A 17,281-nucleotide genomic window follows, 5' to 3' on the forward strand; every position below is an offset into this window, starting at 1 on the left:
TCGTCGCCCGGACCCGACCGGGAGTCCCATGTCCAGCCAGAACCGTCACGTGGCCCCCGACACCGCGTCGCCCGCCCCCGTGCTGGCACTGCGCGCGCTGGCGGTGGCCTCGGTCGTCGCGATCGCCTGGCAGTTCGTGACCGCTGCCGGTCTGTTCACCGGCGGCCCGGTCGGGCCGCACGCGACCGGTTCGATCGTGCTGCACGTCGTCACCGGGCTGACCGCGGGCGCGGCGATCTGGTTGCGCACCCGCACCGGGGGCCCGTGGTGGCCGTCGGTGGTGGCCTCGGCGGTGTTCGTCCTCACGTTCGTCCAGGGGTACTTCGGCGACATCCCCGGCCTGGTCGTGCACCTGCCGGGCGCGATGGCGCTGACCGCGGGCTCGGTGTGGCTGGCCGCCTGGTCGTTCCTGCGGTTGCGCTGAACCGCAGGGAACGACCACTCGACCGCCGGGCAGGGACCGGCCGGACGTCGCCGGCGAGGCGGTGCAGGGTGGCCCCGGTGGGCGGGACGCTGCCGGCCGCCGCGCCGGGGTCCCGGTCGGGCACGGCGGGTCCGCCGGCGGCACGCCGCGCGACGCGCCCCGGTGCGCTGTGGCATCCGGTGGGGCGGCGCAGCCCCCGATCCGGTGTCCGCCGGGCGGAATCACTCTGCCGCCCATAGGCTCGGGTGATCCGGCGGGCCCCCGCCGTGCCCGGACCAGGTCCGGGTCGACCGATCGGCCGGCAGGAGGCGTGACGATGGCCGTCGAGACGGGACCTGCGAGACAGCGGGAGCGGACCGGCCAGGTCCCGGCGGGAACGGGCTGGCCCGACGAGATCCGCCGGCGGGTGCACCGGCACGTCGAGGACGTCGTCCGCCGACGGTGCGCCGAGCACGTGCACTCCATGGTGGGCGCCGAGTTCCTGTCCGGGGTGCTCGCCGACTTCGTCGCGCGGGGGAAGTACCTGCGGTCGATGTTCGGGTACCTGGGCTGGCGCTCCGCCGCGCCCGACTCCCCCGGCGCGCTCGACGCCTTCGCCGGGCTCGAGCTGCTGCACGCCTTCGCCCTCCTGCAGGACGACGTGATGGACGGCTCGTTGCTGCGCCGCGGCCGGCCCACCGTGCACGTCCAGCTCGCCGCCTGGCACCGCGAACAGGGCCTGTCCGGGAGCGCGCAGCGGTTCGGCGAGTCCGGGGCGGTGCTGCTCGGCGATCTCTGTCTGGTGTGGGCCGAGCAGGCGATGCGGGAGAGCGGCCTGCCGGCCGCGGTGCTCGACCGCGGCTGGCCACGCTACGACGCGATGCGTTCCGAGCTCGCGGTCGGCCAGTTCGCCGACCTGGTCAACGACGCCCGCCGGGTCCCCGACCTGGACGAGGTGATGGACGTGCTGCGCCGCAAGTCCGGCAACTACACCGTGCGGCGCCCGCTGGAGCTCGGCGCCGCGATGGCCGGCGCCGACGAGGAGCTGCTGGCCCTGCTCGGCGACTACGGCACCATGATCGGCGAGGCGTTCCAGATGCGCGACGACGTGCTCGGCGTGTTCGGCACCGACGCCACCGGCAAGTCCGCGGGCGACGACCTGACCGAGCGCAAGGCGACCAGCCTGGTGGTGCTCGCCCGCGAGCTCGCCGACCCGGCCGCCCGGTCCCGGTTGGACGCGGTGCTGCTCGGTTCCGACGAGGACGGCCCGGTCGACGTCGCCGCCGCCCGGGCCCTGATCGAGTCCACCGGTGCGCGCCGCCGGATCGACGAGCTGATCACCACGCGGGTGCAGGGCGCGCTGCGCCTCGTGGACGGTGCGGTCGCCGACGGCAGGCTCGGCGACGACGTCGCCGGGGTGCTCCGCTCGATGGCGGTGCGCTGCGCCGACCGGATCTCCTGAACCGCGGTGCACGCCCCGTCCGGTCCTACCGTGCCCGACGAGCGCGCGCCCGCTGCGCTCCGGCACCTCCGCTCCCCGGGCGCATCGTCCCGGACGTCCGGTTCTACGCTCCGGCTCATGGCCGAGCGCACCGACGACCGCCCCGACGACCGGACCGATGCCTCCTCGGACGGCTCCCCCGGTACGGCGACCCGCACCGGGAGCGTCGGCCGGGCCGGCCTGCCGCGCCACGAGGTGCCCACCCACTTCGACGACGGTGCGGGTGACTACGACCGGCTCGTCGGCATGAACCCCGGCTACCACGCCCACCTGCGTGCCTCCGCGGCCCGGATGCGGCTCCCCGGCGACGGCGCCGGCCTGCGGCTGCTCGACGCGGGCTGCGGCACCGGCGCCTCCACCGCCGCGCTGCTGGCGGCCGCTCCCCGCGCCGAGATCGTCGCCGTCGACGCCTCGGCCGGGATGCTCGCCAGGGCCCGCTCGAAGCCGTGGCCCGCCTCGGTGCGGTTCGTGCACTCCACCGCCGAGGCCCTCGCCGAGACCGGTGTGGAGGGTCCCTTCGACGGCATCCTGGCCGCCTACCTGCTGCGCAACCTCGACGACCCGGACGCCCAGCTGCGCCGCTTCCACGACCTGCTCCGCCCTGGCGGCGTGCTCGCCCTGCACGAGTACTCGGTGGCCGACTCAGCACGGGCCAGAGCGGTCTGGCACGCGGTGTGCTGGGGTGTGATCGTCCCGCTGGGCCGGCTGACCACCGGCGACACCGCGCTCTACCGGCACCTGTGGCGCAGCGTGAACGCCTTCGACGGCATCGGGCGGTTGCGCGACCGGTTGCGCGGCGCCGGGTTCGACGCCGTCCACTCCGAGACGATGACCGGCTGGCAGAACGGCGTCGTGCACACCGTGTTGGGAACCCGCCGATGACCCTCGTGCCGCTCGACCCGCGACGGGTCGTCCATCCCCCGGCCGACGGGCCGGGTGATGCCGGCGTGCTCGGCCGGCGTCCGCGGGTCGCCGTCGTCGGCGGTGGGATCGCCGGTCTGGCCGCGGCGACCGGATTGGCCGAGCGCGGTGTCGTCGTCGAGGTGCTGGAGCGCGAGCCCTACCTGGGCGGGCGGGTCGGCGCCTGGTCGGACCGGCTCCCCGACGGCACCCCGGTGTCGATGGGCCGTGGGTTCCACGCGTTCTTCCGGCAGTACTACAACCTGCGCGCGCTGTTGCGGCGTGCCGATCCGGGCCTGCGCCGGATGGTCGCGCTGGAGGACTACCCGCTGATCGACGCCCACGGTCGCCGCGACACCTTCCGCGGGCTGCCGCGCACTCCCCCGTGGAACGCCGTGCTGTTCGCGCTGCGCAGCCCGACGTTCCGCCCGCGCGACCTGGTCCGGCTCGATCCGCGCGCGGCCGCGCCGCTGGCCGCGGTCTCGGTGCCCGGGATCTACGAGGCGCTCGACCACATCGACGCGCAGACCTTCCTCGAGTCCATCAACTTCCCGCCCGCGGCCCGGCACCTGGCGTTCGAGGTGTTCTCCCGCAGCTTCTTCGCGCCGCCGTCGACGATGTCGGCCGCCGAGCTCGCGACCATGTTCCACATCTACTTCCTCGGTTCCTCCGAGGGGTTGATGTTCGACGTGCCCGACGACGGGTTCGACGTCGCCCTCTGGGAGCCGCTGCGCCACTACCTGACCGCCCGGGGGGTCACCTTCCGGACGGGCACCGTCGTGTCGTCGGTCCGGCGGGATGCCGGGAGCGGACGGTTCCACGTGGATCATTCCTCCGGCGGTAGCGAGGCCGACGCGGTCGTGCTGGCGACCGACGTGCCCGGGTTGCGGGACGTCGTCGCCGCCTCCGATCTCGGGGCCGACGACGACGCGGCCGCCGTCCCGGCCCGGCCGGACGCGCTGCAGGCCTGGCGGGAGGACGTGGCCGCACTGGGCAGCGCACCGCCGTTCCTGGTGTACCGGTTGTGGCTGGACCGCCCGGTGCGCGAGGACCGGCCGCCGTTCCTGGGCACCGGCGGGGTCGACCCGCTGGACAACATCACGGTCCTCGACCGCTACGAGCGGGACGCCGCGAGGTGGGCGGCGCGCACCGGTGGCTCGGTGGTCGAGCTGCACGCCTACTCCGCGGCCGTCCCCACCGGGTTCGACGAGGCGGAATGGACCGCGGACCTGCGCAGCCGCTGCCTGGCCCGGCTGCACGCGATCTACCCGGAGACCGCGGGCGCCCGCGCCGTCGGGGAGCTGGTGCAGTGGCGGCGCGACTGCCCGATGTTCGGGATCGGCGACTTCGCCCGCCGGCCGGGCGTCGTCACCCCGGTCGACGGCCTGGTACTGGCCGGTGACGGCATCCGGGTCGATCTGCCGGTCGCCCTGATGGAACGCGCGGCGAGCACCGGCTGGCTGGCGGCGAACCGGTTGCTCGCCGGCTGGGGGCTCGCCGGTCACCCGCTGGAGACCGTCCCGACCCGTGGCCGGTTCGGCCCGCTGCGCCGCGCCGCAGAGTACGCGATGCGCCCCCGCTGACCCCCTCTGAGAAGGAACCCGTCATGAGCATGCTGTCCCGGATCTCGCGCCGCTGGCCGGCGAGCTGGCCGCTGCAGCCGCTGCCGCCGTCGAGCTGGGCGCGCCAGCAACCCACCTACGCCGGTGCGGATCCCAAACTGATCTCCGCCGCGCTGGAGCGGGCCCAGGCCCGGCCGTCGGGCAACTGGTTCGTGCTCGCCTCGTCCCGCGAGGTCCGGGCGGACCGGCCGTTCGGCACCCGGGTCGGTGGGATCGAGCTCGTCGCCTGGCGGGACACCACCGGGACGGTGCAGGTCGGCCCCGGCGCCTGCCCGCACCTGGGTGCGCCGATGGCGCTCGCCGCGATCGACTGCGGCGAACTGGTGTGCCGGTGGCACGGGCTGCGCCTGGGCGCGGGTTCGGGGCCGGGCTGGACGGTGTACCCGGCCTACGACGACGGTGTGCTGGTCTGGGTCCGGCTCGACGACCTCGGTGGCGAGGAGCCCACCGACGCACCCGTCGTCCCGGCCCGGCCCGTGGGCCGCACCCTGGACGCGGTGACCACGCTGACCGGGGTCTGCGAGCCGGAGGACATCGTCGCCAACCGGCTCGACCCGTGGCACGGGGCGTGGTTCCACCCGTACTCGTTCCAGCGCCTCGACGTCGTCTCCGCGCCGCGGGTCGACGGTGTCGGTGAGGTCGGGGAGGTCGGGGAGGTCGGGGAGGTCACCGTGGACGAGGACCGGTTCCTGGTGACCGTCACCTTCAAGGTCGGCCCCCGGGTCGGGGTGCCGGTGCAGGCCGAGTTCGTCTGCCCGGAGCCGCGCACCGTCGTCATGCGGATCGTGGACGGCGAGGGCGTGGGCAGCGTCGTCGAGACCCATGCGACGCCGCGCGGTCCCGGCCGGGACGGGCGGCCGCGCACCTCGGTCGTCGAGGCCGTCGTCGCCGGGTCGGACCGGCCCGGTTTCGCGGTCGCGTCCCGGCTGGCCCCGGTGATCCGGCCGGCGATGGCGGCCGCCGCCACGAAGCTCTGGCGCGACGACCTGGACTACGCGCAGCGGCGCTACGAGATGCGCACCGGGCGCGGCTGATCCCCGCTCGCGCCGCGGCGCAGCTCGCGCGGCGGGACCCCGAACCAGCGGCGCGCCGAGCGGGTCAGTGCGGACTGCTCGGCCAGCCCGACCATCCCGGCGACCTGGGTGAAGGGCAGGTCGGTGCGGGTGATGAGGCGTTGCGCCAGCTCCCGGCGCGCGTCGTCGACGATCCGCTCGAACGTCGTGCCCTCGCCCGCCAGATGCCGCTGCAGGGTGCGCGGGTGCACCCGCAGCAGCCGCGCCACCGCGCCCACCCGGACCGGGCCGCTGCCCAGCGACCGGTCCACGGCCGTGCGGACCCGGTCGGCGACCGTCCGGCCCGGCCGATCGAAATGGGTCTCCAGGTAGTCGATCGCGATCGCCCGCACGGTCTCGTCGCCACCGGCCAGCGGCCGGACGACCAGGTCGGACGGGACCCGCAGCACCGCGGCCGGCCGGTCGAACCGGACCTCGGCCGCGAAGAACGCGCGGTACCGGTCCGGCGCGGTCAGCGGGGGATGCGGCAGGTGCACCGAACGCAGGCCGTAGGCCCCTCCAGCCAGCAACCGCACGATCCGGTGCAGCACCCCGGTCCCCAGGTCGGCGGCCTGCGGGGGCAACGGTTCGGTGCTGCCGTACTCCAGCCCGGTCACCCCGGGCACGTCCTCCGGGTCGGGCACCGAGCCCACCGTCAGCACCGGGCTGTGCACGTACAGGTAGCGCGACGCGCAGTCCAGCGCGGCTCCGAGGGTCGCCGAGTTCTGCACGGCGACGGCGAGCGGGCCGAGGATCTCCGGGCCCTGCCGTTCGGCGAGCCGCAGCCCCAGGTCCGGGCAGCCGAGCTCGCTCGCGGCGGTCTCGAGCACCCGCCCCATCGAGCGGGTCGGGACCAGCGCGTCGGGATCGGCACCCTCCACCGCGTCGACCGGGATCCGGAACCGGGCGAACAGCGCGGCCGGGTCACCGCCCAGCTCCCCGACGAGCTGGGGCAGACCGCGCAGCGCCCTCGCCCGGGTGAGTGATCCCGCCCCCATGGCGCATGAGGTTAAGTTGTTGTCGCGCGAGGTCAAGTTACCCGCGGTAGGTTTCGGGCAGAATCGACGTCGAGCACCGGTCTGGGCCGGTCAGGCCAGTCAGTGCAGACGACCACGACAGGGAGGCCATCCCGTGACTTCCGGGACACAGTCCAACGACCCCGACCGGACCGAACACCGGGACGTGATCATCGTGGGGGCCGGCCTGTCCGGCATCGGTGCCGCGTGTCGCCTGCAGCAGGAGCTGCCCGGCAAGGACTACGCGATCCTGGAGGGGCGCGAGAACCTGGGCGGGACCTGGGACCTGTTCCGCTACCCCGGCATCCGCTCGGACTCGGACATGTTCACCCTCGCCTACCCGTTCCGCCCGTGGCGCGAGCCCAAGTCGATCGCCGACGGCGCCGACATCCGCCGCTACATCGGCGAGACCGCCGACCAGTACGGCGTCCGCGACCACATCCGGTTCGGCACGAAGGTCGTCGCGGCGTCCTGGGACTCCTCGACCGCCCGCTGGAGCGTCGACACCGAGACCGCCGACGGGCCCCGCCGCTACAGCTGCGACTTCCTGTTCATGTGCTCGGGGTACTACGACTACGACCAGGGCTACCAGCCCGAGTTCCCCGGCCGGGAGGACTTCACCGGCACCTGGGTGCATCCGCAGTTCTGGCCCGCGGACCTCGACTGCACCGGCAAGCGGGTCGTCGTGATCGGGTCCGGGGCGACCGCGGTCACGCTGATCCCCTCGCTCGCGGAGCAGGCCGAGCACGTCACGATGCTGCAGCGCTCGCCGTCGTACCTGACCGTGCTGCCCAGCCGCGACCCGATCGCCGACCGGCTCCGCCGGATCCTGCCCGCGAAGGTCGCGCACACCATCCTGCGCTACCAGTACGTCGCGCTCACCCAGAGCTTCTACCAGCTCGCACGACGCCGCCCGGAACGGGTGAAGAAGGTGCTGCGCGGGCTGGCCCTGCGGTTCCTGAAGGACGAGTCCTACGTGGACCAGCACTTCACGCCGTCCTACGAGCCGTGGGACCAGCGCCTGTGCGTGGTCCCGGAGGGCGACTTCTTCACCTCGATCCGCTCCGGTGACGCATCCGTCGTCACCGACCACATCGACCGGATCACCGCCGGCGGCATCCGGCTGCGCTCCGGCGACGAGCTCCCGGCCGACGTGATCGTGTCCGCGACCGGGTTGTCGCTGAAGCCGCTGGGCGGCATGACGATCCGGGTCGACGGTGAACAGGTCGACATCGGCAAGACGGTCACCTACCGCGGCCTGATGCTCTCCGGCGTGCCGAACCTGGCGTTCTGCATCGGCTACGTCAACGCGTCCTGGACGCTGCGCGCCGACCTGGTCGCCCGCTACGTCCCGCGGCTGTTGGCGCACATGGACCGCAAGGGGATCGCGATCGCGACCCCCGCGCCCACCGTCGCCCCGGACCGGCCGCTGCTCGACCTCGCCTCCGGTTACGTCAAGCGCTCCGAGCACCTGTTCCCGCGGCAGGGCCGCAAGGACCCGTGGCGGTTGCGGCAGAACTTCTTCCTCGACGCGGTCGGCCTCGGCCGGGCCGACCTGGAGAAGGACATGCTGCTCACCCCGGCCTCCGCGGTCGGGCAGCGCTCGGCCGCCGTCACCGCACCCTCGGCCGCCGGGATCGCCGCCGACACCTCCCCCGCGGTGGCCGCAACAGCGACCGTCACCGAGAAGGAGCCCGCGTCATGAGCCGCAGCCCGTTCCGCTTCGCCGAGGGCACCGCCGTCGTCACCGGCGCGGCCGGCGGCATGGGCGCGCACCTCGCCCGCCTGCTCGCCGAACGCGGCAGCGATCTCGTGCTCGTCGACCGCGACGGCGCGAAGCTCGACGCGGTCGCCGGCGCCGTCCGGGCCGCGCACCCCGGCTTGTCGGTGAGCACCGAGACCGTCGACCTGGCCGACCGCGACGCGCTCGACGCGCTCGCCGCCCGGATCCGCGCCGGGCATCCCGAGATCCGGCTGCTGGTCAACAACGCCGGTGTCGCGCTGGGCGGTGACTTCGCCCGGCTCACCCTGGACGAGTTCGACTGGGTGCTCGACGTCAACTTCCGGGCCCCGGTCCGGCTCACGCACGCCCTGCTGCCCGCACTCACCGCGCGCCCCGGCGGACACGTGGTCAACGTGTCCAGCCTGTTCGGCCTGATCGCGCCACCCGGCCAGTCGGCGTACTGCGCGTCGAAGTTCGCGCTGCGCGGCTTCTCCGAGGTGCTGCGCGGCGAGCTCGCCGGAACCGGCACGACCGTGACCACGGTGCACCCGGGCGGCATCGCGACCGGGATCGCCGCGTCGGCTCGGGTCGGCGTCAACATCCCGGCCGACGAGGCCGCGAAGGGCAAGAAGGACTTCCAGAAGCTGCTGAGGTTCCCGGCCGACCGGGCGGCCGAGCAGATCGTCGAGGCGATCGAGAAGCGCCGCCCGCGGCTGCTGATCGGGATGAGCGCGAGGGTGCCCGACGCGCTCGCCCGGCTCGCCCCGGTGAGCGGGATGACGCTGCTGTCCCGGCTGCTCGGCTCGGCCGGGCGGGTGCAGCGGACGGTGGGTGCCCGATGACCCGCTTCGTCGACGCCGGTGGCGCCCGCATCCGGGTCCGCGAGTCCGGCGACCCGGCGGGTGAACCGGTCCTGCTGCTGCACGGCATCGGCCGCAGCCTGGAGGACTGGGACCCCCAGCACGAGCTGCTGGCCGGGTACCGGGTGATCGCCGCGGACCTCGCCGGGTTCGGGTACTCCGGGCGTGCGCCCGGGCGGGCGAGCCTGGCGAGCCTGGCCGACACCGCGCTCGCCACGCTGGACGCGCTCGGCGAGACCCGGCCCGCGCACGTCATGGGCAACTCCCTGGGTGGTGCGGTCGCGCTGCTGCTGTCCACCCGCGCACCGGACCGCGTCGCCACGCTCGTGCTGGCCGACCCGGCCGGGTTCGGCGCCGAGGTGACGCCCGCGCTGCGGGTGCTCGGCGTGCCGCTGCTGGGCCGGTTCCTGCTCGGCCGGATGGACGCCCGCGCCGCCCGGCGGACCGAGCGGTCGCTGTTCGTGGACCCGTCCCTGGTCACCGACGAGCGCGTGCGGCGCGCCCTCGAGATCGCGGCCCGCCCCGAGTTCGCGCAGACCTTCCTGGAGATGATCACCGAGCTCGGCACCGTGCGCGGGGTGCGGGCCGGTTGGCGGTCCGCGCTGCTCGCGGCCGCGGCGAAGGCCCCGAAACCGACCCTGGTCGTCTGGGGCGAGCGCGACCTGATCCTGCCGGTCTCCCAGCTGCGGGCCGCCGCCCGCGAGCTGCCGCAGGTGACCACGCACGTGTTCGGCCGGGTCGGGCACATGCCGCAGATCGAGGTCCCGGAGCGGTTCGCCTCGCTGGCCCTGGAGCACATCGGCCGGACCGCGCGCCGCACCGGCGTCCCCGGAGACGTCCGCGCCGGCACGTGACCGGCCGCCACGGCACGGACCCGATCCCCTGCGGGCCACCGCGCAGCGGGCCCGGACTGCCCGTACCGTCCGATTCATGCGGACTGCACCGTGGCGTCGCGGGTGGCTCCCCGCGCTGACCGTCCTGCCCCTGCTGGCGGCCTGCGGGCTCGGCCCGAACCCGGTGACGAACGCGGTGTCCGGTCACGAGGCCCCGGTCGCCGCGGCCGCGGCCGATCTGGTGCCGGTCCCGCTCGACGTCCCGGCCGGGATGGACCAGGCCCCGCTCGACCGGCCGCGGGAGGCGCTCGTCCCCCCGGGGTGGACGCTGTCGGTGTTCGCCCGGGTGCCGAACGCGCGGCTCGCCGCGTGGACCCCGGACCGGAACCTGCTCGTCTCCGTCCCGGACGACGGCCGGGTCCTGATCCTCGCCCCGGACGGCGCACAGCGCACCCTGCTCGACGGGCTCACCCAGCCGCACGGGCTCGCGTTCTCCCCCGACGGCTCGACGCTGCACGTCGCCGAGAGCAACCGGGTCGTCTCCTACGCCTACGCGGCCGGCGCGGCGAGCGAGCCGCGCGTCGCCGCCGACGGCCTGCCCGATGCGAACAGCCCGGACCTGCGCGGTGCCTACGGCCACGAGCTGAAGTCGGTCGCCGCCGGGCCGGACGGCGCGCTGTACGTCTCCATCGGCTCCACCGGCAACGTCTCGGTGGAGGACCTCGCCGCGACGCCGCCACGGGCCTCGATCCTGCGGATCCCGCCCGGTGGTGGGCCGGTCGAGCCGTTCGCGGTCGGGGTCCGCAACGGCACCGGACTGGCGGTCGCCCCGGACGGCGCCGTCTGGACCGCCGTCAACGGCCGCGACAACGTGCCCTATCCCTACGACCGGCCCTACGGCGACGCACCCGACTCGTCGTTCGGCGAGATCATCAACCAGTACGTGACCGCACACCCCGCCGAACCCCTCGCGCGGCTCACGCCCGGCCGGAACCTGGGCTGGCCGTACTGCAACCCGGACCCGGACACCCAGCCCGGGGTGCAGGGCAGCCCGCAGGACTTCACCGACGTGCCGTTGGTCCCCGACGCGGAGCTCAACCCCGGCGGCCGCGAGTTCGACTGCGGGTCGCTCGCGCCGATGGAGCAGGCGTTCCCCGCGCACTCGGCCCCGCTCGGCCTGGCGTTCACCTCCGGCGAGCTGCCCGCGCCGTACACCGGGGGCGCCCTGGCCGGGGTGCACGGATCGTGGAACGCGGACCCGCCGCGCGCCCCGGAGGTCTCCTACTTCCCCTACACCGACGGGGAGATGGGCCCGCAGCAGACCCTCGTCGGCGGGTTCCAGGACCCCTCCGGGGCGCGCTGGGGCCGTCCGGTCGCCGCCGTCGCGGGCCCGGACGGCGCCGTCTACATCACCGACGACGACGCGGGCGCCGTCTACCGGCTCGCCCCGCCGTCGTGATCCCGCCGATCCCGTCCATGATCACCGTCGTGGCGCGTCCGGCCACGCGGATCGCGGACCTGTGCACCACGACGGTGATCTTCCGGCTCCGGGTACCGTCACCGGGGTGCAGATCGTGGGGTGGGCCGACGAGGACGCGGGCGGGCCCGCGGTCGTGCTGCTGGACCAGCGGGTGCTGCCGCAGCGCACCGAACACCTGCACCTGACCACCGTCGACGGGGTGATCGACGCCGTCCGGACGCTCGCCGTCCGCGGAGCGCCCAGCCTGGGCATCACCGGCGCCTACGGGGTCGCGCTCGCCGCGCACCTGCACGGGACCGGCTCCGCGTCCGCCCGGGCCGCGGTCCTCGCGGACGCGGAGCGGATCGCGACCGCCCGGCCCACCGCGGTACCGCTGTCGATCGGCGTCCGGCGCGCACTCGCGGCACTCGACGGTGCGCCCGGGAGTGCGTCCGGACATGTGTCCGACAGCGCGTCGCTCAGAGCGTCCGACGACGCCTCGCTCAGTGCGTCCGACGACGCGTGGCTCAGTGCGTCCGGTGGTACGTCCCGGACTGCGTCCGACGGTGCGTCCCGGAGTGCGTCCGGTGGCGCGTCCCGAACTGCGTCCGACCGGGCCGACGTGCCCGCCGGTTCACCCGCCGACGTGCTCGCCGCCGCCCGCGCGATCGCCGACGAGGCCGCGACGATCAACGCCGCCGCCACCCGCCGGGCCGCCGACCTCGTCCGCGAACGCTGCCCCGACCGCCCGCTGCGGGCGCTGACCGTCTGCAACACCGGCCCGTTGGCGGCCGGACCGGGCGGCACCGCGCTCGGCGCGATCCTGGCGCTGCACGCCGACGGCGCGCTCGACGAGGTGCTCGCCTGCGAGACCCGCCCGCTGCTGCAGGGTGCTCGGCTGACCGTGTGGGAGCTGGAACGGGCCGGGGTGCCGCACCGGCTGTGCGTCGACTCGGCGGGGCCCGCGGCGATCGCCGCCGGACGGGTGGACGTGGTGTTCGCCGGGGCGGACCGGATCGCCGCCAACGGCGACGTGGCCAACAAGATCGGCACCTACATGCTGGCCTGCGCGGCGGCCCGCTCCGGGATCCCGTTCGTGATCGTCGCCCCGGAGGAGACGATCGACCCGGACACGGCGACCGGTGCGGACATCGTCGTCGAGGAGCGCGGCGCCGACGAGGTCCGCGAGCACGGCGGCACCCTGATGACCCTGCCCGGCACACCGGTCTATAATCCGGCGTTCGACGTCACCCCGCACGACCTGGTGACCGCGATCGTCACCGAGACCCGGGTGTGGGCTCCGGCGCCGATCCCGCCACCTTCTGCCTCTGGACCGCGAACCGGCGCAGTGCCTCGCTGATCTGGCCCGGCGACAGCAGCCGCGGCTCCCCCACGGCCCGGGCGCGCAGCCAGACCTCGCACAGCCATTCGAGCTGCCGCGCACCGTCGTAGGCGGCGCCGAGATGCTCGCCGAGGACCAGCGTCCCGTGGTTGACGAGCACCACCGCGCTGCTCTCCCCCAGCGCCGCCATCGTGTTCGCGACCAGCTCGTCACTGCCGAAGGGGGCGTAACCGGCGACGCGCACCGAGCCGCCGAACATCGCGATCTGGTAGTGCACCGGTGGGACGTCGTCGCGCAGCAGCGACAGCGCGACCGCTGCGGGCGAGTGCGTGTGCACCACCGCCGACGTGCCCGGCCGGGCCTGCGCGGCCAGGTGCAGGGCCAGCTCGCTGGTCGGCGCGCGGCCACCGTCGGCGACGGTGCCGTCCGGCGTCACCAGCACCACGTCGTCGGGGGTCATCGTCTCGTAGTCCACCCCGGACGGGGTGACGGCGATCAGCCGGCCGCAGCGCAGCGACAGGTTCCCCGACGTGCCGACCACCAGGCCGTCCCGCACCATCCGGCGGGACCAGGTGCAGAGCGTCTCGCGCGCGGTGTGCGGATCCGACATGCCGGCAGACCCTACCCGCGAGTAGGCGCGTCCGGCAGGATGCGGCCATGGACGCCGATGTCATCGTGGTCGGGGCCGGGCTCGCCGGTCTGGTCGCCGCAGCCGAGCTCGCCGACGCCGGACGGTCGGTGCTGGTCCTCGACCAGGAACCGGAGCAGAACCTGGGCGGGCAGGCGTTCTGGTCGCTCGGCGGGCTGTTCCTGGTCGACACGCCCGAGCAGCGGCGCACCGGGATCACCGACTCGCTCGATCTCGCCCTCTCGGACTGGCTCGGGTCGGCCGCGTTCGACCGCGACGTCGACGACCCGGCCGGGGAGGACTTCTGGGCCCGGCAGTGGGCGACCGCCTACGTCCACTTCGCCGCCGGGGAGAAACGCGCCTGGCTGCACGAGCAGGGGGTGCGCTGGCTGCCGGTCGTCGGCTGGGCCGAGCGCGGCGGGCACCTCGCCGACGGGCACGGCAACTCGGTGCCCCGCTTCCACCTGACCTGGGGCACCGGCCCCGGCGTGCTGGAGCCGTTCGTGCGCCGGGTCCGGGAGCACGCCGTCACCGGCCGGGTCACGCTGCGTTTCCGGCACCGGGTCGACGGGCTCGCCGTCACCGACGGCGTCGTCGACGGGGTGCACGGCCGGGTCCTGGCCCCGGATACCGCCGAGCGCGGCGCTCCGACCAACCGTGACGTCGTCGGCGACTTCACCTTCCGGGCCGGCGCGGTCCTGGTGACCTCCGGCGGGATCGGGGGTGACCACGACCTGGTCCGCGCGAACTGGCCGGCACGGCTCGGCACCCCGCCCGAGCACATGGTGACCGGCGTCCCCGCGTACGTCGACGGGCGGATGCTGGGCATCACCGAGGCCGCGGGCGGCCGGATCGTCAACCGGGACCGGATGTGGCACTACACCGAGGGCGTGCAGAACCACTCCCCGATCTGGCCCGGGCACGGCATCCGGATCATCCCCGGGCCGTCGTCGCTGTGGCTCGACGCCACCGGACAGCGGCTGCCCGCGCCGAACTTCCCGGGCTTCGACACCCTCGGCACCCTGGCCGCGCTCCGTACGACCGGGCACGAGCACTCCTGGTTCGTGCTCACCCGGAAGATCATCGAGAAGGAGTTCGCGCTGTCCGGGTCCGAGCAGAACCCGGACGTCACCGGCAAGGACCTGCGCGCGACGCTCGGCCGGATCCGGCCCGGTGCGACCGCGCCGGTGGAGGCGTTCACCGAGCGCGGCGCGGACTTCGTCGTCGCCGACACGCTCGACGAGCTGGTCGCCGGGATGAACCGGCTCACCGGCGGCTCCCCCGAGCTGGACGTCGAGGTGATCCGCCGTCAGGTCGTCGCCCGGGACCGGCAGCTCGGCAACGGGTTCGCGAAGGACCTGCAGGTGATGGCGATCCACAACGCCCGCCGCACGCTCGGCGAGAAGCTGGCCCGCACGGCGCCGCCGCACGCGCTGCTCGATCCCTCGGCCGGCCCGCTGATCGCGGTCCGGCTGCACGTGCTGACCCGCAAGACGCTCGGCGGCCTGCAGACCGATCTGGCCGGGCGGGTGCTCGACGCCGCCGGCTCACCCGTGCCGGGGCTCTGGGCGGCCGGGGAGGTCGCCGGCTTCGGCGGCGGGGGCGTGCACGGCTACCGCGCCCTGGAGGGCACGTTCCTCGGCGGGTGCCTGTTCTCCGGCAGGCAGGCAGGGCGGGCGATCGCACTGGCGACCTGAGCCAGCTGACCCGCACGGGTGTCACGCGTCCGGGTCACACCGCGCGCCGGGGCGCCCGCGGCCGGACAGGATCCGGGGACCGCGGTTCACGCGGACGCCGGGGACGACCGCTCCCCGACGACGCGGCACGTCCCCGTACCGCGCCGGAAGGCGCAGGAAGCAGGAGCATCGTGAGGACCCTCGTGCGCGCCGCCGCCGTCGTCGCGGCCGGTCTCGTGGTCGCCGCAGGCACCGCGGGCGTCGCCGCCGCCCAGCCCGTCCCCCCGTCGGAGCCGACCCCGGCCGACCAGGCTGCGCAGTACGCCTGCGTGCAGGAACACCTCGATCTCGCGACGCTGCCGCAGCAGGCGCTGCAGGATCCGGTGGCGTTCTCCGCACTGGTCGCCGATGCGGCGCAGAAGTGCGAGGACGTCCGGGCACCCGCGACACCGGTGTCCTGAGGCCTACAGCAGGTCGCTGCGGCTGAGCACGCCGACCAGCACGTCGTCGGGATCGACGACGGGCACCACCCGGAAGCCCCGCTCCGACAGCAGCTGGTCGGCGTCGGTGAGCGGGTCGTCGGGGTGGACGACCTCGACGTCACGGGTCATCACGCCCTCGACGGTCCGGGCGCGGGTGCGCCGGCCACCGTCCAGCGAGCCGTGCATCAGGTCGGCCTCGGACAGGATCCCGAGCAACCGGTCCCGGTCGTCGACCACCGGGACCGCGGTGAACCGGTACGACAGCAGCACCTCGGCCGCGTCGTCGAGGGCCAGCGTCGGCGGGATCGCGACGAGCCCGCCGTCGGTCATGACGTCGGCGACCCGCAGCGAGGAGAGCGGACGGCCACCGACCCGGCCCGCTCCCCGTGGCATCATCGCCTCGGGCAGCGGGCCGATCAGCCCGGCTCCGCCGAACCGGCGGGCGGTCCGGCGCAGCAGACCGCCGGCCAGCCGGTGCCGCAGCAGGTCGCTGCGGGTGATCACACCGACCAGCACGCCACGGTCGACGACCGGGACCAGCCGCAGCTCGCCGTAGACCCGCATCCGGTGCGCGATGATCGAGACGTTGGTGGTCGGCAGCACCGTCACGACCTGCTCGGTCATCGCGTCGCCGACCGTCGCCGCCGGGTCCGCCCGGTACCGCAGCACGTCGACCAGGCTGATGATCCCGACCAGCGAGAACCGGCGGTCCACCACCGGCAGAGCGGAGTAGCGCGACTCCGCCATCCGCTCCTGCGCCCGGGCGAGCGGTGCGTCCGCCCACACGGTGACGACGCGTTCGGTCATGACATCCCGCGCTCGCAGCACCATGCTCCGACGGTAGCCGCGCGGCCGTACCGGTGCGGAACGCCCGATCCGGGCGCCGGGCCCGGCAGCGCCACGACCCGGGGGCCCCGCCGCACCGACGGGCGTTTCACCTGGACCGGCGGCGGGCACGCCGGGATGATCGACGACGACAGCATCACCCAGCGCCATCCGCGGCGGTCCCTCCGGCCGGTGCGGATCGGGGAAGGACCAGCGTGAGCAGCCCACCGCCCTACCCGGGCCAGCCGGGGGATCCGCAGGACCCGGACCAGCCCGGCCGTCAGGCCCCGCCGTCCGGGCAGTCCGCCCCCGACCAGCCGGGGCACGGCCAGCAGCCCGGGTACGAGCAGCAGCCCTACGGCCAGCAGCCCGGATACTCGCCACAACCCGGATACGGACAGCACCCCGGATACGCGCCGCAGCCGGGATACGGCCAGCAACCCGGCCAGGCGCAGCAACCTGGGTACGAGCAGCCCTACGGTCAGCAACAGCCCTACGGCCAGCCCGCCTACGGCAGCTACCCCCAGCGACCCGACCAGTTCCCGGGTGGTGGCCAGCCCGGTCCCGGCGGGCCGGTCGGCGCCCCGCCGCGCAACGGCGTCGGCATCGCCGCGCTGGTCTTCGGCATCCTCGGGTTGCTGACCTTCTGGATCCTGGTCGGCGGTCTGTTCGGCCTGGTCGCGATCGCGCTGGGCATCATCGGCATCGCCCGGGTACGCAAGCGCATCGCGACCAACCAGGGCGTCGCGATCAGCGGCCTGGTTCTCGGCGTGCTGGGCGTGCTGGCCACGGTGGCCTTCGCGGTCTTCGCGGTGGGGGTGTTCACCAGCATCGGCGGCACCGACTTCTACGAGTGCGTCGAGCAGGCAGGCGGCGACCCGGCGGCGGTCCAGCAGTGCCAGCAACAGTGGGAGGAGCGGCTGCAGCAGGAGAGCGACCGGCTCGACGGAACCTGAGCC

Annotated in this window: 16 protein-coding genes; 13 read left to right on the top strand and 3 right to left on the bottom strand. The window is 74.8% G+C overall.

Annotation, left to right across the window (positions count from 1 at the left end; translation table 11 throughout):
• Window positions 1-28: 28 nt before the first annotated feature.
• The 5 genes from AB0J24_RS02315 to AB0J24_RS02335 all read left to right on the top strand — a co-directional run bounded on the left by AB0J24_RS02315 (window position 29) and on the right by AB0J24_RS02335 (window position 5,460).
• Entirely contained in the window at window positions 29-424 is a 396-nt protein-coding gene (locus tag AB0J24_RS02315) for a hypothetical protein (RefSeq protein ID WP_358674113.1), read from the top strand.
• Between the two features lie 316 nt (window positions 425-740).
• A complete protein-coding gene (locus tag AB0J24_RS02320) occupies window positions 741-1,865 on the top strand; it encodes a polyprenyl synthetase family protein (RefSeq protein ID WP_358674116.1) in 1,125 nt (374 codons plus the stop codon).
• 117 nt (window positions 1,866-1,982) lie between these two features.
• A complete protein-coding gene (locus tag AB0J24_RS02325; protein WP_358674118.1) occupies window positions 1,983-2,786 on the top strand; it encodes a class I SAM-dependent methyltransferase in 804 nt (267 codons plus the stop codon).
• Window positions 2,783-4,387, top strand: a complete 1,605-nt coding sequence (locus AB0J24_RS02330; RefSeq protein ID WP_358674121.1) for an FAD-dependent oxidoreductase — start codon at window positions 2,783-2,785, stop codon at window positions 4,385-4,387. Before AB0J24_RS02325 ends, AB0J24_RS02330 begins: the two co-directional genes overlap by 4 nt.
• Window positions 4,388-4,410: 23 nt before the next feature.
• Complete coding sequence (locus tag AB0J24_RS02335; protein ID WP_358674124.1) at window positions 4,411-5,460, top strand: DUF5914 domain-containing protein; 1,050 nt, start codon at window positions 4,411-4,413, stop codon at window positions 5,458-5,460.
• Here the strand turns inward: AB0J24_RS02335 and AB0J24_RS02340 are convergent.
• Entirely contained in the window at window positions 5,433-6,476 is a 1,044-nt protein-coding gene (locus tag AB0J24_RS02340) for an AraC family transcriptional regulator (protein WP_358674127.1), read from the bottom strand. The two genes, AB0J24_RS02335 and AB0J24_RS02340, sit on opposite strands and share 28 nt — an antisense overlap.
• Window positions 6,477-6,609: 133 nt before the next feature.
• Between AB0J24_RS02340 and AB0J24_RS02345 the strand changes: the two genes are divergently transcribed.
• From AB0J24_RS02345 to AB0J24_RS02365, 5 genes are all read left to right on the top strand, one after another.
• Complete coding sequence (locus AB0J24_RS02345; RefSeq protein ID WP_358674130.1) at window positions 6,610-8,199, top strand: NAD(P)/FAD-dependent oxidoreductase; 1,590 nt, start codon at window positions 6,610-6,612, stop codon at window positions 8,197-8,199.
• Window positions 8,196-9,059, top strand: coding sequence for an SDR family NAD(P)-dependent oxidoreductase (locus tag AB0J24_RS02350; RefSeq protein ID WP_358674133.1), 864 nt, complete (start codon window positions 8,196-8,198; stop codon window positions 9,057-9,059). Before AB0J24_RS02345 ends, AB0J24_RS02350 begins: the two co-directional genes overlap by 4 nt.
• Window positions 9,056-9,931, top strand: a complete 876-nt coding sequence (locus AB0J24_RS02355; RefSeq protein WP_358674136.1) for an alpha/beta fold hydrolase — start codon at window positions 9,056-9,058, stop codon at window positions 9,929-9,931. Before AB0J24_RS02350 ends, AB0J24_RS02355 begins: the two co-directional genes overlap by 4 nt.
• Window positions 9,932-10,007: 76 nt before the next feature.
• Window positions 10,008-11,369: an SMP-30/gluconolactonase/LRE family protein gene (locus AB0J24_RS02360; protein WP_358674139.1), complete on the top strand. Its 1,362-nt coding sequence runs from the start codon at window positions 10,008-10,010 to the stop codon at window positions 11,367-11,369.
• Between the two features lie 106 nt (window positions 11,370-11,475).
• Complete coding sequence (locus AB0J24_RS02365) at window positions 11,476-12,729, top strand: S-methyl-5-thioribose-1-phosphate isomerase (protein WP_358674142.1); 1,254 nt, start codon at window positions 11,476-11,478, stop codon at window positions 12,727-12,729.
• Here the strand turns inward: AB0J24_RS02365 and AB0J24_RS02370 are convergent.
• On the bottom strand, window positions 12,647-13,321 hold the full coding sequence (locus AB0J24_RS02370) for a class II aldolase/adducin family protein (protein ID WP_358674145.1): 675 nt from the start codon (window positions 13,319-13,321) through the stop codon (window positions 12,647-12,649). The two genes, AB0J24_RS02365 and AB0J24_RS02370, sit on opposite strands and share 83 nt — an antisense overlap.
• A 47-nt stretch (window positions 13,322-13,368) precedes the next feature.
• Here AB0J24_RS02370 and AB0J24_RS02375 point away from each other — a divergent pair, with 47 nt between their 5' ends.
• Together AB0J24_RS02375 and AB0J24_RS02380 are read left to right on the top strand one after the other, a co-directional pair.
• Window positions 13,369-15,036, top strand: a complete 1,668-nt coding sequence (locus AB0J24_RS02375; protein WP_358674147.1) for an FAD-binding dehydrogenase — start codon at window positions 13,369-13,371, stop codon at window positions 15,034-15,036.
• A gap of 170 nt (window positions 15,037-15,206) precedes the next feature.
• Entirely contained in the window at window positions 15,207-15,476 is a 270-nt protein-coding gene (locus AB0J24_RS02380; RefSeq protein ID WP_358674150.1) for a hypothetical protein, read from the top strand.
• A 3-nt stretch (window positions 15,477-15,479) separates the two neighbouring features.
• Here the strand turns inward: AB0J24_RS02380 and AB0J24_RS02385 are convergent, their stop codons facing one another.
• Window positions 15,480-16,328 (bottom strand): CBS domain-containing protein, encoded by an 849-nt coding sequence (locus AB0J24_RS02385; protein ID WP_358674153.1) that lies wholly within the window; start codon window positions 16,326-16,328, stop codon window positions 15,480-15,482.
• A 209-nt stretch (window positions 16,329-16,537) separates the two neighbouring features.
• Between AB0J24_RS02385 and AB0J24_RS02390 the strand changes: the two genes are divergently transcribed.
• A complete protein-coding gene (locus AB0J24_RS02390) occupies window positions 16,538-17,278 on the top strand; it encodes a DUF4190 domain-containing protein (RefSeq protein ID WP_358674156.1) in 741 nt (246 codons plus the stop codon).
• Window positions 17,279-17,281: the final 3 nt, after the last annotated feature.

Origin of the sequence: Pseudonocardia sp. NPDC049635, assembly GCF_040659795.1 — a bacterium.
In the GTDB taxonomy this organism is placed as follows: Bacteria; Actinomycetota; Actinomycetes; order Mycobacteriales; family Pseudonocardiaceae; genus Pseudonocardia.

Bases quoted from the DNA above. Each gene is read 5' to 3' on its own strand.
- AB0J24_RS02320 (WP_358674116.1), top strand. From the start codon at position 741: ATGGCCGTCGAGACGGGACCTGCGAGACAGCGGGAGCGGACCGGCCAG.
- AB0J24_RS02360 (WP_358674139.1), top strand. From the start codon at position 10,008: ATGCGGACTGCACCGTGGCGTCGCGGGTGGCTCCCCGCGCTGACCGTC.
- AB0J24_RS02350 (WP_358674133.1), top strand. From the start codon at position 8,196: ATGAGCCGCAGCCCGTTCCGCTTCGCCGAGGGCACCGCCGTCGTCACC.
- AB0J24_RS02340 (WP_358674127.1), bottom strand. From the start codon at position 6,476: ATGGGGGCGGGATCACTCACCCGGGCGAGGGCGCTGCGCGGTCTGCCC.
- AB0J24_RS02335 (WP_358674124.1), top strand. From the start codon at position 4,411: ATGAGCATGCTGTCCCGGATCTCGCGCCGCTGGCCGGCGAGCTGGCCG.
- AB0J24_RS02375 (WP_358674147.1), top strand. From the start codon at position 13,369: ATGGACGCCGATGTCATCGTGGTCGGGGCCGGGCTCGCCGGTCTGGTC.
- AB0J24_RS02325 (WP_358674118.1), top strand. From the start codon at position 1,983: ATGGCCGAGCGCACCGACGACCGCCCCGACGACCGGACCGATGCCTCC.
- AB0J24_RS02370 (WP_358674145.1), bottom strand. From the start codon at position 13,321: ATGTCGGATCCGCACACCGCGCGCGAGACGCTCTGCACCTGGTCCCGC.
- AB0J24_RS02385 (WP_358674153.1), bottom strand. From the start codon at position 16,328: ATGGTGCTGCGAGCGCGGGATGTCATGACCGAACGCGTCGTCACCGTG.
- AB0J24_RS02315 (WP_358674113.1), top strand. From the start codon at position 29: ATGTCCAGCCAGAACCGTCACGTGGCCCCCGACACCGCGTCGCCCGCC.
- AB0J24_RS02355 (WP_358674136.1), top strand. From the start codon at position 9,056: ATGACCCGCTTCGTCGACGCCGGTGGCGCCCGCATCCGGGTCCGCGAG.
- AB0J24_RS02330 (WP_358674121.1), top strand. From the start codon at position 2,783: ATGACCCTCGTGCCGCTCGACCCGCGACGGGTCGTCCATCCCCCGGCC.